Origin of the sequence: Vibrio sp. N418 (assembly GCF_000222565.1) — a bacterium.
Classification (GTDB): Bacteria; Pseudomonadota; Gammaproteobacteria; order Enterobacterales; family Vibrionaceae; genus Vibrio; species Vibrio scophthalmi.
In genome coordinates, this window is record NZ_AFWD01000035.1 from 57,771 (window position 1) to 73,899 (window position 16,129).

16 protein-coding genes are annotated in these 16,129 nt (G+C 44.4%); 7 read left to right on the forward strand and 9 right to left on the reverse strand.

Translation table 11 applies throughout. The annotated features are described in order from the left end of the window. Window positions 1-2: 2 nt before the first annotated feature. Window positions 3-1,235 carry an ABC transporter substrate-binding protein gene (locus RH86_RS05725; protein WP_009385479.1) on the forward strand — a complete coding sequence of 411 codons (1,233 nt, stop codon included), beginning with the start codon at window positions 3-5 and terminating at the stop codon, window positions 1,233-1,235. A gap of 106 nt (window positions 1,236-1,341) precedes the next feature. Here the strand turns inward: RH86_RS05725 and RH86_RS05730 are convergent, their stop codons facing one another. Both RH86_RS05730 and RH86_RS05735 read right to left on the reverse strand, forming a co-directional pair. After that, the gene (locus RH86_RS05730) at window positions 1,342-1,536 is read right to left on the reverse strand and encodes a hypothetical protein (RefSeq protein ID WP_038219333.1); all 195 of its coding nucleotides are present in this window, start codon (window positions 1,534-1,536) and stop codon (window positions 1,342-1,344) included. A gap of 214 nt (window positions 1,537-1,750) precedes the next feature. After that, window positions 1,751-3,166 carry a serine hydrolase domain-containing protein gene (locus RH86_RS05735; protein ID WP_009385481.1) on the reverse strand — a complete coding sequence of 472 codons (1,416 nt, stop codon included), beginning with the start codon at window positions 3,164-3,166 and terminating at the stop codon, window positions 1,751-1,753. Between the two features lie 468 nt (window positions 3,167-3,634). Here RH86_RS05735 and glgX point away from each other — a divergent pair, with 468 nt between their 5' ends. The 3 genes from glgX to RH86_RS05750 all read left to right on the forward strand — a co-directional run bounded on the left by glgX (window position 3,635) and on the right by RH86_RS05750 (window position 8,550). Continuing rightward, window positions 3,635-5,593: a glycogen debranching protein GlgX gene (gene glgX, locus RH86_RS05740; protein ID WP_009385483.1), complete on the forward strand. Its 1,959-nt coding sequence runs from the start codon at window positions 3,635-3,637 to the stop codon at window positions 5,591-5,593. A gap of 258 nt (window positions 5,594-5,851) precedes the next feature. After that, window positions 5,852-7,549 (forward strand): diguanylate cyclase domain-containing protein, encoded by a 1,698-nt coding sequence (locus RH86_RS05745; RefSeq protein ID WP_009385484.1) that lies wholly within the window; start codon window positions 5,852-5,854, stop codon window positions 7,547-7,549. A 131-nt stretch (window positions 7,550-7,680) separates the two neighbouring features. Then, window positions 7,681-8,550, forward strand: coding sequence for a hypothetical protein (locus tag RH86_RS05750; RefSeq protein WP_009385485.1), 870 nt, complete (start codon window positions 7,681-7,683; stop codon window positions 8,548-8,550). Window positions 8,551-8,650: 100 nt separating this feature from the next. Here RH86_RS05750 and RH86_RS05755 read toward each other — a convergent pair whose 3' ends face one another. From RH86_RS05755 to RH86_RS05775, 5 genes are all read right to left on the reverse strand, one after another. After that, window positions 8,651-9,082, reverse strand: coding sequence for a YccF domain-containing protein (locus tag RH86_RS05755; RefSeq protein WP_005599907.1), 432 nt, complete (start codon window positions 9,080-9,082; stop codon window positions 8,651-8,653). A 147-nt stretch (window positions 9,083-9,229) separates the two neighbouring features. Next, window positions 9,230-9,964: a sulfite exporter TauE/SafE family protein gene (locus tag RH86_RS05760; protein WP_009385488.1), complete on the reverse strand. Its 735-nt coding sequence runs from the start codon at window positions 9,962-9,964 to the stop codon at window positions 9,230-9,232. Between the two features lie 80 nt (window positions 9,965-10,044). After that, on the reverse strand, window positions 10,045-11,253 hold the full coding sequence (locus RH86_RS05765) for an MFS transporter (RefSeq protein ID WP_005599903.1): 1,209 nt from the start codon (window positions 11,251-11,253) through the stop codon (window positions 10,045-10,047). Window positions 11,254-11,313: 60 nt separating this feature from the next. Then, entirely contained in the window at window positions 11,314-11,493 is a 180-nt protein-coding gene (locus RH86_RS05770) for a hypothetical protein (protein ID WP_009385489.1), read from the reverse strand. Between the two features lie 171 nt (window positions 11,494-11,664). Further along, window positions 11,665-12,060, reverse strand: a complete 396-nt coding sequence (locus tag RH86_RS05775; RefSeq protein ID WP_005599899.1) for a rhodanese-like domain-containing protein — start codon at window positions 12,058-12,060, stop codon at window positions 11,665-11,667. A 148-nt stretch (window positions 12,061-12,208) separates the two neighbouring features. On the opposite strand from RH86_RS05775, the gene RH86_RS05780 reads away from it, so the two are divergent. Both RH86_RS05780 and RH86_RS05785 read left to right on the forward strand, forming a co-directional pair. Next, window positions 12,209-13,147 (forward strand): helix-turn-helix domain-containing protein, encoded by a 939-nt coding sequence (locus RH86_RS05780; protein WP_009385490.1) that lies wholly within the window; start codon window positions 12,209-12,211, stop codon window positions 13,145-13,147. A gap of 199 nt (window positions 13,148-13,346) precedes the next feature. Next, the gene (locus RH86_RS05785; protein ID WP_009385491.1) at window positions 13,347-13,637 is read left to right on the forward strand and encodes a putative quinol monooxygenase; all 291 of its coding nucleotides are present in this window, start codon (window positions 13,347-13,349) and stop codon (window positions 13,635-13,637) included. A 69-nt stretch (window positions 13,638-13,706) separates the two neighbouring features. On the opposite strand, the gene RH86_RS05790 is transcribed toward RH86_RS05785, so the two are convergent. Next, window positions 13,707-14,513, reverse strand: coding sequence for a Cof-type HAD-IIB family hydrolase (locus RH86_RS05790; protein WP_009385492.1), 807 nt, complete (start codon window positions 14,511-14,513; stop codon window positions 13,707-13,709). Between the two features lie 114 nt (window positions 14,514-14,627). Beyond that, window positions 14,628-14,984: a hypothetical protein gene (locus RH86_RS05795; RefSeq protein ID WP_009385493.1), complete on the reverse strand. Its 357-nt coding sequence runs from the start codon at window positions 14,982-14,984 to the stop codon at window positions 14,628-14,630. A 297-nt stretch (window positions 14,985-15,281) separates the two neighbouring features. Here RH86_RS05795 and RH86_RS05800 point away from each other — a divergent pair, with 297 nt between their 5' ends. Further along, entirely contained in the window at window positions 15,282-16,121 is an 840-nt protein-coding gene (locus RH86_RS05800) for a phosphate/phosphite/phosphonate ABC transporter substrate-binding protein (protein WP_009385494.1), read from the forward strand. Window positions 16,122-16,129: the final 8 nt, after the last annotated feature.

The window sequence follows — 16,129 nt, forward strand, 5'->3', positions numbered from 1 at the left end:
GCATGAACAAAACACTACTCACTATGATCATCACCAGCTTTTCCGCCGACAGTTTTGCTGAGGTAGAGTTTCTCCATTGGTGGACTTCAAAAGGCGAAATCAAAGCGTTAGAAGCTCTCGAAAATCAGTTACAACACCATGATATCCAATTGCGGCACTCAGCGATTCTAGGTGGCGGCGGCGACAGTGCGATGACGGTATTACAAGCTCGTGCGTTGGCAGGTAATACACCCGATGTGGCACAGATCGAAGGGCCAAGTATCAAAGCATGGGACGATGTGGGTATCGTGCACAGCATCAACGAAACCGCGCTCAAGCATCAATGGGATGAAAACCTACATCCACTGACCATCAGTATCAATAAATCAGCTAACGGTTATATCGCGCTACCTATCACCCTACATCGACTAAATTGGATGTGGGTCAACCATCGTTTACTCGATCAACTCGAACTACAAGTACCAACCACTTGGCCAGCAATGTTTCAAGCAATGGAAAAAGCTCAACAAGCCAATCTATTGCCCTTAGCCCTTGGTGAACAAAGCTGGCAAATCGCGTCACTCTTTGAAAGCTTACTGATCGCCTCCGGGGGCGTCGACTTTTACCATAAAGCGTTAGTCGAGCTTAAACGCGATCATATTGATAGTGAGCAAATGCGCTTGGCACTACGCCAATTACGCAAAATTGCTAGCTTTGTTGAACCGCTACAGCCCAATCAAAACTGGGATACAGCAACGCAAACCTTAGTCGACAATAAAGCGCTATTTCAATTGGGCGGCGACTGGATCTTAGGCGATCTGCTGGCTTCCGATGTTAAAGTTCCGCAGCAAATAGGTTGCTATCCAGCACCTCAATCACACGGTGCATTTTTGTATAACATGGATAGTTTTATCTTTATGGACGCTCCTGACTTTAGTCAACAACAAGCGGTTGCGGTGGCCAACGCGCTGGCAGACAAAACGTTTCAAACGCGCTTTAATCAAATTAAAGGCTCAGTTCCAGTGCGAACCGATATCGACCTTTCCAATTTCAATTCCTGCCAGAGACAATCCGCCCAAGACTTTATCCAAGCCAGCCAGAACGGACTGGCAATACCGAGCATGAGTGACTCGATGGCGGTGAATCCCATTGCCCAACAAGCCATCAATTCAGAAATATTCAATTACTATCGAAACCCGAATGTCACCGAAGAAGCAGTGTTGCGCCGTATTATCGCCATAGCACAAAGCACCTAGTTACTTGGTCACCGTCATCCGGCTAATGTTTACGTTATTCATACTCCGCAAAAAAGAACAGGCGACCCGTTACTGGTCGCCTGTTACCGATTCATTCGTCCGTTATCTAGCGATCCAAAGACATTCCCACATCGGCTAATTTCTGCTTAAACGATTCGACGCTCTCCGCCTGATAGGTCGGTGAACCATTGAAATAACGCGGTTTCTCTGGTGCTAGTGCATTTTTTACTGCTTTTTCCTGCTCAAGGTCATCATGGTAGATAGTGACACGATTAGGAATGTCCTGTTTGAATGTCGCCATTTCGCTCTCCTTTTCTTTGACGTTTTTATTAAGCGTAGAGAGTTGCGGCAAACTGTCAAAGTAAGGGGCGAAATTCATTCCTTCTCGCTGTCAAAAAATAAGAATAAAAAAATTTAAATTCAATCACTTATGAAATTAAATTTAATGTGAAATAAATGTTAATATTTATGCGTTCGCAACATATATGCCAGAAGTATGACTCAAGCGATCAGCACTAGTGGCCAAACGCAGGAAGAATAAACTCTTTCATTAGTCGTGTATGAGGCAACAGCAATTCAAAATTACTCGCAGTGCGCACAATCACCAAATTAAGATCGTCAACAACCGCGATCATTTGCCCACCATAACCAAGCGCATAATTGACTTGATAGGTTTTTCCACCACTAAAAATATGGTCAATCCACCAATAATAACCATACCCAGAGCTATAGATTGGCGTCGCAAGATAAGGCGTGGTCATCTGTTTTATCCAACTCGGTGAGATAATCTGGTTACCTTGCCACTTTCCTTGGTTATCGAGTAACAGCCCTAATTTGAGCATATCTCTCGAACGCAAAAATGCCCCACCAGCGGTATTAGAGTGGTTCCCCGCTTGCTTGCTAATATAGGCATGTTCTAGACACAAACTTTGCAATGAACTGCTCTTCATGAACTCCGCAAAATTGTCATGCTGAGTTTGCTCTGCCAAAAGTTGACCCACAATCGTCACCAAACCACCATTGTAATTAAATCGTATCCCTGGCTTATCGACCATTGAACGACTGAGCACAAAGCGAGCTGGGTCACTCTCTATCATTTCTTGATAACGAATATTGGCGGGATCTGAATAAGGTGTGCCCCATTCATCCCACTCAAGTCCAGCGCCCATTGAGAGAAAATCATGTACGGTTAAACTGGCTTTTTCACCTTGCAGCAGCGATTCATATTGCGGCATCAGTTCGCTTAGTTTTTGTTGAGTATCACCCAATTTTCCTTGTTGCTGTGCGACGCCAACCATCATCGAGGTTAAGCTTTTAGTAATGGATTGAACACTATGCGGGTAAGCAGATTGCCAGCCATTCAGGTACTTTTCGTAGACAATCTCGCCATTTTTAGCGATCAAAAAACTATTCGTGTTAGCAAAAGGGCCTGACTCTTTTTCGCCAAGCTGCATTAGTTCGTCAATCAAATCTCGATTAAACTTTGCGTCAGGATTTTCACTCCAGGACGAAAATTGACAGCTTTGATGCTGACCTACCGATGTAAACCACTCTGGTGAGTCATACAATTTGTCCAATAGTTGATGTTGAGGCAAGGCGTGATGGCGTTTCGCTTGATAGCGTTGACCATTTTCAGAAAATTGCGCTTGTTGATATTCTCCCTGCTGAACATGGGTGAACTGCCCCGAGATAGAGACTCGACTGTCGTGTATTTTTATCGCTCCTTGAGTACTCACATCAATTGCAAGTACTCCCCAAGCTGAACGTAGATAATCTTGCCCATCTTGATGATAAATTTGTATCAGAGGTAAATTGGCTTGATCGGTGGTGTAGATTCCATGGTATTTAATTGCCTGACCCTGCTGATCAAAACAACCGCCAATTAAGCTCGTCACAAGAACAACCAATACTGCGAAAAAAGCGCGAGACACCCTAGTCTTCCTTTTCACTGGATATTTGCTCCATTGTATTAAAATCATTACCTCGACGTAGATACCCCTAACCAATATGCGGTCAATATTGCAACTATCTTTCCTTCTATTTCGCAGCAGGAAAATAGTGAGTCTAATTTAGACGACAACGAACAAAAAACGCACTATTTTTAACCTTTGTGGAGGCATATCTCCAAAAACCACTTAATTTTTCTAGCAACCGATTAAGAAACAAGCGCATTAATATTGGTTCTACGACCTTAGAGGCTGGAGATCGATCACATTTGACGATAAAAAATAGTCAAAGTTAGACAACATTCTGTAATACAAAATGCAATATAGTTCACTATTTAGAAAAAGAGATAACAGTATGCTAATTCAAGCGGGCATCTCTGCTCTAAAATTGGATGGCATTTAAGTACTTAACCAAGTGATAAATCCACTTACAGAAGACACATAATAAAATCAATGACAGTGACTAATTCAAGCCCATATCCGCTCGGTGCCACTCTAACTCAACAAGGGTGTAACTTTGCGATTCATTCGCCGGACTGCCCTGACATTCAACTGGCGTTGTTTGACGATTCTGGCAGTTATACTACTCATCCATTAGAGCATGAATATGCAGGCGTGAAACACACTTACATTGCCGATATTCAAGCAGGTCAAAAATACGGTTACATCACAACGATCAACGGCCATTTGCATTACCTCGCCGATCCCTATGCCAAAGCTCTAGAACGTGAACTGGGTTACGTCTTACCGTTTAACGCTGAAAAAAGTTTTAAGCTGGCTAAATGTGTCGTGACTAATGATAGATTTGACTGGCAAGACGTTAGCAAACCCAACCGACCTCGCGATGAAATGGTGTTGTTTGAAACTCATGTAAAAGGCGTCACTAAATGCAATCCTGACGTATCAACCAGCCAACAAGGCCGCTATCTTGGCTTGATCAGTGAAACGATGTTGGCCTTCTACCGCGAACAAAATATCAACACGATTCAACTAATGCCGATCACGGCCTGTATGCATGAACCTCACCTACTCTCAATGCGCAAGGTGAACTATTGGGGATACAATCCTTATCTCTTTATGGTGCCAGATCCACGTTACGCTGAATACGATGCGGTCTTTGAACTAAAAACCACCATTCGAGAACTGCACCGCCATGGCATTGAAGTCATTCTAGATGTGGTATACAACCACACAGCAGAAGGGGGCACCGATGGGCCAGCTTTTAACCTCAGAGCACTCGACAAACATCACTACTTAGCCCATGGCACTCATTTTGCCAACTACACTGGTTGTGGCAATACTATCAACTTAGCGTATCAACCATCACTTAACCTAGTTATGGATACCCTTCGTTACTGGGTTAATGAATTCCATATTGATGGCTTCCGTTTCGATCTCGCAGCGACACTGGGTCGCGAAGGTGATCAATTCAATCCCAACAGCGGCTTTTTCAAAGCGGTGGCACAAGATCCAGTCCTCAAGCAAACCAAGCTCATTGCTGAGCCGTGGGATATCGGGCCAAATGGCTATCAAGTCGGTAATTTTCCCCAAGGTTGGAACGAATGTAATGATCGCCTACGCGATATTAGCCGGAGCTTTTGGCGCGGTGATAACGGCTATCTAAAAGAACTCGCGACACGCTTGATGGGGTCACGAGATCTCTATAGCGCCGCCAACTGGCCTTATCGCCTTACCGTCAATTACATTACTTACCACGACGGCTTCTGTCTGCAAGATCTGGTCTCCTATAAGTCTAAACATAACGAAGCTAATGGGGAGAAAAACCGAGACGGGCACGGTGACAATCGTTCGGCAAACTACGGAATTGAGGGACCATCAGATAGTCAATCAGTGACCAACCTGCGTGAAAAACAGAAACGCAATTTTATGGCCACGCTACTGTTCTCCTTTGGTATTCCACACATTTTAACCGCTGATGTGTTGTCACATACACAGAGAGGCAATAACAACGCATATTGCCAAGACAACGAAATCAGTTGGCTAAATTGGCAATTGAATCAAAACCAGCAGAACTTTAAACAATGGTTAGCAGAGATGGTGGCTGCACGACAACGCTATATGCTGCCCTTTATTCGTGCATTCAGTGGCGAGAGTCGCAACCACAACCGGATTTTTTGGCGCCGTCTTGATGGTAAAGATCTCTCTCACGATGATTGGAATCAGCTCACCGCGGTCGCTTTGCACCTAGGAATCGACGAACATGGCGATGAACTATTTTATTGCATCAACCAAACCAACGCACCGGCGCGATTTAGCTTACCGAGTGAAGAACAGCAGCAATGGAATATGATCTGTAATACTGGCGGATTAGATTTGCATCAGACGATTGATGGTAAGCAAATCCTACTTGAACCGGTTTCAATCGCAATTTTTCATTTCTCACCCAACTAAAATTCCTGAGCCAATCAGTGAGCTCATTAGATACGATTTCTCTCCACACCAAGAGGGGCGCAAAGTGATGTGCCCCCTATTACTACTCAATAAAAGCGACAAGTTGTTGTCAAAAGTGCATTGATGTGCATACAAAATCCGTTTATTATACGACACAAATCACAATAATTTTAAATATGTTGGCAAAAATCAGTTATGGCTTTACCTAAGTTAGTTATCCACACGCTCAGGCCGTACGTTATACTATTATCACTCGGTATGATTTACTTGGCTTATCAGCAGTTCAAAACATCCGAACAAGATGCTGATATGCAGTCACTTGCTAACCTTAATACCGCCTCTAGCTTAGTTGCTACTCAAATCGAAGCCGCCTCAAGCAAACTGTTCCTGTTAGATAACACGACATCTCTGACGCAATTCAATAACACGGCAAAACGCATTCTCAAGCACTCTCCTTTGTATGCCGATGTGATCCATGTAAACCAAGAAACTGGCCAATATCGCTCTGTGTCACTGCAATCGACCGATGCCGAGCGCAACGCAGACATTATTTGGACACCACTGATCAAACTGTCCGCTAATTTAGCGGTATCTTCTCTTTATGAGAAAAAGCCCGGCTATTGGGTATTTGCAGTTAAATACACCCCAGATAGCGACAATCAAATCTGGCTTGAGTTCGATCTTATGCATACCACTCAAAGTCTCAGAGGTTTACGAACGCTCAACGATGGCTATGTGTTTGTGATCGATCGTCATACTGAACGCTTAATATTCCATCCAGATCCAAGCCGTATTGGCTCCCCTTCTGTGAGCTATCATGGCGGCATTAGCGCCTTGATTGATTCCGGGCAACAATTTGGCCATTACGAATACTATTATCGTGACCAATTTAAAATCACCGTATTCGATACCGACAATGCCTTTAACTGGGTCTTCATCTCCGGAACAGATCGATCTGATATTCTTGCCTCTTCTTACCAATTTGGTTTGACGGCCATCTTTATCGCTTCGTTACTGTTAATCTCAGCATCGATTGCCTATTTGATTCGCCAGCTTAATCAGTCTTTGTCGACACTAAACCGCCAAACAGATTTAGCCCAATTCAAACAGCAATTCCGCCATATTCTTGACCGTTTCGTCTCTCATCAAGGTGTGCAATTTTGTCTGTATGATCGCGATAACAACCAGTTTAGCACTGTCGACTTTCACGGTAACAGCCGCGTGATCATGTGTGATAACCCACTGGCACAACACTTTTCTCCGGGCGTCATCGACTACCAAAGCAAAGCGCATACTGATCCGTTGGCCAAAAAACTGATGATTCAAGCCCGTCACTACCGCTTACCTCTGTTTAGCAAAGACGAATTGATCGCAGTGATATACATACAAGCAATGATGCCAACGTATCGTACTATCGTACACATGATCTGTGATTACTCAGAAGTGGCTTTAGCGAACTTATTACTGCACAAGAAATTGCTTAGTAAAGATGTCATGACGCAGTTGGATAACAAGCACATCATGCGTGAAGCGATTGACCACAACATCGATAACCAGCACGTCTTTTTTGCTTTGATTGATATCGACCGCTTTAAGTTGATCAACGACAATCACGGGCACAAATGTGGCGACAAGATCATCCTCGCCACTGCAGAATTGATGCAAACCTGCTTTGCCAAGCCGAAAGCAATTAGTCATGCGCGTTATGGTGGGGATGAATTCTGCGTCTTGTTCCATGCCAATGATGAAAATGACGCCTATGACCAATGTGATTTATTTAGGCAGTTGATCGAAAAGCACGCCTATTGCTATAACGGTGAGGACATCCATTACACCATCAGTATGGGCGTAACTCGGGTTCGTGACAGCCAACATATCACCGTCGGTAATGCCGACAAGGCGATTTCTCAAGCTAAAGGGCTTGGTCGAAATCAGGTGGTATTAAACACATTCTAGTGTGAACTGACTAAGGAGGCTTCGCCTCCTTTTTTATCGCGTGAGCTTGGCCTAAGAGTACGACACAAACATAGATTATCACCACTATTGCTGCCAAAATAGACCTAACTTGTAGCGCAAAGGAGCCATGCGTGACCCAACCTAAAATATCCACTTCTCAGCTGGCCAAACAGCGTAGTATTGATGTTAAACAACTGTTCAATGACCTAAAACATGCTGGTTATATTAATCGCAGTGAAGAGAGTTGGGTGCTGACCGAACTGGGCCGTAGATTCGGCGGAGAATACCTCCAACATCCCAAGTTTGGTCAATACATTATTTGGCCCGAGAACCTGTTGATCGACGATGCACTGACGGATGGAAAACAGCTCACCGCAACGCAGATCGGTGAACGCTTTCAACTCAATGCTAAAAAAATTAATCAACTACTCAGTGAGCTGGGTTGGATCAATAAAACAGACAGTGGCTGGCATGTCACCGCATCCGGCTTAACGCACGGCGGTCAGCAACGTGTTGATAGCCAAAGCGAGCAACACTATGCCCTGTGGCACGATACCATCGTACACAATCAGCGCTTAAAACAGACGGTAATAGAATTTTTAGGCCAAGATGCACAAGCCAATGCGACCGATAAGTCATTTTCTAATTTCCAGCAAAAATTTGCCGCCAAACATCGCACCTTAGATGGCCATTATGTTCGCTCTCGCGGTGAGTTAATCATTGATAACTGGCTCTATATGAATGGCATTGTTCACGCTTATGATCGCCCATTGCCGATTGAACAAGAGCAATTGTGTGATTTTTATCTCCCGACAGGAAAGGTGTATCTGCAATATTGGGGCGATGATCAAGGGCCGACTGACGAGATGAGTAAACAGGCAATCAAAACGCTCTACCAACAGCACCAGTTCGCTTTAATTGAAGTTTGTGTCGATGAGATCGATAGACTCGATGAGGTGTTACCCAGCCAATTACGTGCGTTTGGTATTAGAGCTTACTAAGCAGACTTTTAGCTATAAAAACGTTTAGCAGTAAAAACGCCGCTATTCAGCGGCGTTCTGTCTGTTACAGTTCTTGTCTATCAACAATGTCACAATAGACTCAGCGACGAATTGAGTAACGAGCTGCAGCCGCTTCTTCTTTCGATACCACGGTTTTACCAATCGGTGCGAGTGAAATCACCGCCAGTTTCAAATGCTGTAAAGCAAATGGAATACCGATAATGGTCACAAAACATGCGACGGCTGAGAGAATATGACCAATCGCCAACCACACGCCAGCCAATAGGAACCAAATCACGTTACCGACAACACCCAACGGGCTGGTACCAATATCCATTTCATTGGTTAGTTCATCACGAGAGATCGCCTCTTTACCAAATGGGAAAAACGAGAAATTCCCCATCACAAAGCAGGCTCTACCCCATGGAATACCGATAATACTGATGAATGCAAGCAGACCAAACATCCACCACATTAGCCCCATAAAGACACCACCGAATAAAAACCAAATGATGTTACCGAGTGTTCGCATATTTTTACCCTCTTTTAAAAAATGATAATACAAAACATAGAGAGTGAACGGAATTCATCTAATGCCCAGTAGCTTATGGTCTATCGTCAATATGATCAACCAAACAGACACTGCTAGTATTCATAAATTACATGAACCTAATATGAATTATAATGCCATTATCCCTTGCCACACCGCCGTTGCCCCACTGAGAGAACATAACACCAACGCGCCAATTCGAATTTTTTCCTTTGGTAGCGAGCCCGTTGTCGCTCGCGCTAAGCGATAGCCCAAATAAGCCGCAGGCAACAACGGAATAGTGATCCAAAGATGATGCGTATTTAAAAAGCCAACCGGTATTTGCACACACAATGAAATAATCGAGCTGAAAACAAAGAACGCCGATAGATTACCACGCAACTGATTCGCTTCTTGATGTTGCAGCAACAGTGCCATTGGTGGACCGCCAATCGCGCTACTGGTACCAAAAAAGCCTGAGAAAAAACCGGCAATCCCCATACGTGTTGGGGTCGGTTCAATTCGCACAGGCAATAGGCTGACTAATACAGCGAACAGCACCAAGATACCCAACCATAAGGCCAGCGCATTACCAGAAACCATCACGAGTAAAGCACCACCAGCAATCGATCCAGGAACGCGACCAATCAGCGCCATTTTTAGGCCACCAATTTCAATACTTGAGCGGTATTTCAAGGCATTTAACAATGAGATGAACAATGCCACCAAGCAGATCGGCGCTGGCACATAGTCAGGAGAAACCAAAAATAACAGCGGTGATGCGACGATAGCCAAGCCAAAGCCAATCGAGGTTTGCACAAATGAGCCAACAAAGATCAAAAATGCCGCAATCAGGGCCTCAGAGGTAAGCCATTCTGAGAACATGGGTAACCACAAACGATAGATAGAAAGAGAGCTGAGTATAACCCAGCTCTCTAAAATATCGGTAATATTACGCTTAATGATTATGCCGTTGCTAATCGCGTGACTGGCTTGTCATTAATTGGAATATGAAGTAGTGCCGCGATAAAGGCTAATACGACTGTCGACCACCAAATTGGCTCATAGCTACCATAGTAATCATAAATACGGCCACCCGCCCATGCACCAAGGAAGCTACCGACTTGGTGAGTAAAGAACACCAAACCGTATAGGGTTGATAGATAACGAGCACCGAAGATCTGACGCACCAGCCCTGAGGTTAGCGGCACTGTGCCTAACCAACAAAAACCAATCGCGGCACCAAAAATAGCCGCCGTGTTTTCTGTGATCGGCAAAGTAACAAAACCCGCGATCACCACAGTTCGCATCAAATACAGCGCAGACATCACATAGCGCTTGTTGAAGCGATCACCCATCACACCCCAGAAATACGAACCAAAGATATTGAAAATGCCGACGTAAGCCAAAGCCATTGCCGCACTTGATGCTGGCAAGTGTTTATCGGCTAAGTAACTTGGTAAATGAGTGGCGATAAACATAACGTGAAAACCACACACAAAGAAACCCGCATGAATCAACCAGTAACCACGATGATGAAATGCTTCTTTGATTGCCTGACTCAGCGTAAGATCATCCTGGCCATTTTGATTGTTCGCCACATTATTACTTTGCGCTGTTTTCATAAATAAGCTCAACGCCATGATCACAGTACATAGCACCGCGAACACCTGCATCGCTTGCTGCCAGCCAAAATCCATCAGTAACCATTGGGCACCAGGTATGACCGCAAACATACCAAATGAACCCGCCGCAGTGGTTAAACCAAACGCTTTTGCCGCATGTTCAGCGGGTACCACTTTAGCCACCGCCCCCAAAACAATCACATAGCTGGTGCAGCTTAGACCAAGGCCAACTAACGCGCCCAAAGAAACATATAACATGCTCGCTTCAGAGGTAATTGAAGTTAAATAAAGACCCAACGCATAAGAAAGTGCACCTAAAAAGATAATGCGTTTTGAACCAAATTTGTCTGCTGCCATACCAATAAATGGCTGAAAAGCACCAAACAGTAAGTTTTGCAAAGCGATAGCAAAACTAAAAAACTCTCGCCCCGTTTGAAAGTGTTCAGAAATGGGCATCATAAAAATGCCAAATGACTGACGAATACCAAGGCTGGTGATCAAAATGCCGATCCCTAGCCAAACCAATAATGGAAAGCGGAAAATACTCATAATATGTCTTAATAACTTATCGAAATGATCTGGCCATCAGTACGCGAATTGGCCAGCAAATTAATGGTGATGCGAATGGGTATCCGATTCTGATACGCCACTTTGTTGATGGCATCCCATGTCTACGGCTTGCTGAGCAAGCAACTCAAGTAACGGCTCGCTGTGATGAACTACAACGAGCGTCAAACCCAGCAACAGCACCATTCTGGTTAACTGAGCTTTCAGCGATTGTGAGAACATACAAAGTCCATGAGGTAAAAAATGAGCGCGGAGTTTAGTGGCCAAGGCACTAAGTTACTAATGATATTTCGTCAGCTAGTCTATGCATAATTTGCATAGACTATTGAAAATTGAAACCTAGATTGCATATAAAACCACCAACCAATGCAAGTTATCAGCAGAATGACTTTATTATGAGCCTATTAAGTCGAACCCTTCATCGAGCCATCCCGTCACTCCACCAATCATTTTCTTCACCGGACGCCCAAGCTTAGCTAAGCGAATCGCGGCTTTCTCCGTACCGTTGCAGTGCGGCCCAGCACAATAGACAACGAACAGGCAATCTAGAGGGTAATCAACAAGTGCTTTCTCATTTAAACGGCTATGAGGAATATTCACCGCGCCAGCAATATGCCCTTGAGCGAATAATTCATTGCCCCGCACATCGACCAAAATAAAGTCTTGTCTTTGATTGGTAAGCGCATGATGCACATCCCAACAATCGGTTTCGAACTCTAATTGAGCACTAAAATGACGCAATGCTCTCTCGCTCTGTGCGGCAGGAACCCTGGATACGGCACTCGACATAACTTCTCCTTGTGTCTCGTCTATCGATTATCGTTTAGCTTAATTACCTACCACCATTATTCATCGTTGAACACATCATCACCATTGGCTTTCAAGTCAAGGTTCGTTAATATCAAGCCAAGTTAATGACATGTTAAGGATGACAATCATGCGCGTGGCAATACTTTCACACCCCGACATCTCCTTCTTCGAACTGGGTTGCGCGGTTGAGATGTTTGCGCTATCTCGACCTGAATTTGAACATTGGTATGAGGCAGAGGTCATCAATCTCGTTGACCAAGCCATCACGACGACAGGTGATATCGTGATGAAAACCAAGCATGTGGCTGATCTTACTGATTACGATATGTTAGTGATTCCCAGTTGGCCGACCCACACCGCTGACATTGACCCAAAAACAAAAACCGAAGTACTGCGGTTTGCGCAGCAAAATAAACGCATCATTTCATTTTGTTCCGGGGCATTTTTACTCGGTGAACTGGGTCTTCTTGATGGTAAACAAGCAACCACGCACTGGGCGTTTGAAGCGCGATTTCGTGAACGATTTCCACAAGTTAACTACGCCAGTAATGTACTGTATGTGTTTGATGGTCAATATGGCTGCTCAGCAGGCAGCGCGGCAGGGTTAGATCTCGGGCTTGCCGTGGTAAGACAAGACTTTGGCTATACCATTGCTAACCAAGTAGCAAAACGTTTAGTGGTCTCAGCTCATCGAAATGGTGGCCAAGCGCAATTTGTCGATACGCCAATGCTACAAGTGGCCAACCAGTTTTCAGAGTCACTACAGTGGGCGAGAGCCAATCTGGACCAGTTCATCAGCGTTGATTTGATGGCAGAGAAAGCCAATATGTCACGCAGAACCTTTGACCGAAAATTTCGCGCCAGTATGGATTTGACGCCGCAAGAGTGGCTAATCATACAGCGCATTGAGTTAGCTAAGGGAATGCTGGAGAGTGATAACGGCAGTATTGAACAACTCGCCGTGCAATCGGGCTTCAATAATGCCGAGAGCATGCGCCATCATTTTCGCCGCGTGGTGGGCATCTCTCCCAAGCAATATCGCGCCCAGTTCAATCGCTCAGCATAAACGATCACCGACAGTTAGGATCAAGGAGAACCATCGAGTGGAACATCGGCTGATTATCAAATTTTATTTGAAACTGGTTTAAGCGAAGGCACGTTTTCTATTGGCTCATCAAAGATTATGCTTAGTGCAGAAAACAAAGCGTCGGCCAGCCGCTATCGCTTTGACAGTTTGAGCAAAAAGATAAATTAAGGAGAAGTCGATGACCAAATTAACCATCGTGGCTAATATCGTCGCACATGCGGATAAAATTGAATTGGTAAAAAATGAATTACTGAAATTGATTGAGCCGACACGCAAAGAAGCAGGCTGCATCAATTACGATTTACATCAGGACAATCAAGACCCTGCGCATTTTGTCTTTTACGAAAACTGGGCGTCAGAAGCACATTTACAAACGCACCTAGCCACCGAACATATCGCTCAATACGTCCAAGCGACGCAAGATGCGATTGTTAGCTTTACGCTAAACAAGATGACCCACATCGGTTAGATTATTGCGAATACCAACAATCCCTGCCAATCAATAAGCAGGGATTGATTTCAACATCAAAAAGCGTAGCTACGCCTGATTCAACACCGTTTTTTTGAGCACTTGCATCACACCCGCTTCAATGTTGCTCGGTGCTCGGAAACGAGCTAGTTTTTTCACTTCTGGATGGGCATTTTCGACGGCATAAGAGTGGTAACTCGCCTTCAACATCTCTACATCGTTAAAGTAGTCGCCAAAGCTCATGGTTTGTTCATGAGTAAAACCAAGCGTCTTTTGTAAATGTTCTATTGCTGCGCCTTTTGATGCCTCGGCATGCATTATATCAAGCCAAATTCGGCCACTGACCACCACTTGGTTAGTTGCGCCAAATTTTGCATTCATCGTTGGGAAGACAAATTGTTCAGTACTATCAAAATGACAAATCGCGACTTTAATAAACTCATCGTCAACGTCCAACAAGTCTTCCACATACTGACATGCATGGTAGTACTTACTCAACTCTGCTAACGCAATCGGATCTTGGGTTTCAATATAGGCAGAATTTTTTCCGCACAACACCGTATAAGCGCCTTTTATCTCACGCGCCGCGACCACGACTTCACGCGCAGTACGAGTATCCAATGGGCAACTATACAGCTCTACCCCATTATGCATTACAAAAGTGCCATTTTCCGCGATGAACATCATCTCATCTTGAATGGGTAAAAATGTCTGTTTCAAACTCGCGTATTGGCGACCGGACGCGGCGGCAAAGATGATGCCTTGCTCGGTGAGTTGGCGATAAAGATCAAAAAACTGAGGATCGAGCTGAGACGATTCATCAAGCAGTGTGCCATCCATATCAGAGGCAATAAATTTGATGTTATGTGAAGACAATTCTGGAGACATTGATGCAAACTCTTGTAAAAGCGAAGCATTGAGATTGCGATATCTACCTAGAATTGTAAACCCCTAAACACGGCAAAGTTCCCCTCTGAATTTATCCGCTTTTTAGCTAGCGCCCATTGCACAATCGGTTTGTGACAACAAATGGTAATCGTTCAATGACTCGACTGAAAATTGAAAGCGGATCTGCTTACACACTGTCTTCTGATCATCAACATATTCAATTCTCGCATCTGCATACGCGACACCATCAAATGCGCTGTTGACGGTTAATGTCGTGTGGTAAACCGGATTATCTTCATTATGACTAAGTGGATTGAACCAATTCTCACCATACGCAATCTGCAACACCATTCCTTTGGCGCGCTGCTCGATATATTGCGGTTTAACCACCCAATGCTGATAACTAAAATAACCGATGATCAACAGTAGCAGCGTTACTACAGGTACACTTTTACTCATCGCCCCCTCTCCTTCAATCCATACGATAAACAAAACGTCGTAATGTTAAGGAAATTATTGATATAACTCTAACTTGCCGGTTGTTTCTGCGAAATAGCACAAGTTAATCAGCATTGTTTCGATTGAAACATATCGTAAAAGACCTCCCTTCTAAAAGGCGACCTTCTCTCAGTCACTGTTTTCAATAAAATCTGCTAGTTAGAACAGAATATAACGACGAAGATGCGAATCGTTGACTACTATCAATAGAGGGCCGAAAACACGGTCAACTTAAAGGGATTTAAGGAAAAGATCAGGATGATTAGAGCAATGTTACAGACTATTTTCAGGGCTAGCCGCAGACGCACTACAGTATTACTCGGCTTAACGCTGATCGCATTTACGAGTCATGCAACGGACAAGCAACAGTTGGTCTTTGGCGTCGTGCCGCAACAATCAGCAGCAAAACTCGCCCAGCAATGGCAACCGCTTCTCGATCGCTGGGGAGAATTAGCCGGAGTCGATATTACTTTTGCGACTGCAAGAGATATCCCCACCTTTGAAAAACGCTTAGCCGCTGGGGAATATGATATGAGCTATATGAATCCGTATCACTTTACCTTGGTCAATCATAATCCCGGCTATACCGCTGTTGCGCATGCTAAAGATAAGCAGATCACGGGCATACTTGTCGCGAAGCGTGATTGGCAAGGTGAACTAAGCGATTTAGAAGGAGCGACGATTGCATTCCCGGCCCCCAGAGCGTTTGCAGCGTCAATCCTGACCCAATCGGAGCTTAAACAAAAAGGGATAACGTTTACGCCCAAATACGTTGGTTCACATGATTCCGTATATCTAGGGGTTGCTAAAGGGCTGTACGTTAGCGGTGGTGGGGTAGGTAGAACCTTCAAGAGTTTCAATGATGAAGCAAAGCAGGATCTCAAAATCATCTATCGAACCGCTTCCTACACGCCCCATGCTTTCGCGGTCTCAAACCAAGTGGATGAAAAAACACAAACGTCATTACGTAAGGCGGTCGAACTATTAAATAAAGATCCTCAAGCACAAAAAAGCTTCAAAATGCTAAGTATTAAGGGGCTACAACCCGCTCAAGATAGTGATTGGGATGATATCGTCCAGCTTGGCATTTCACTTTAATGATCGCC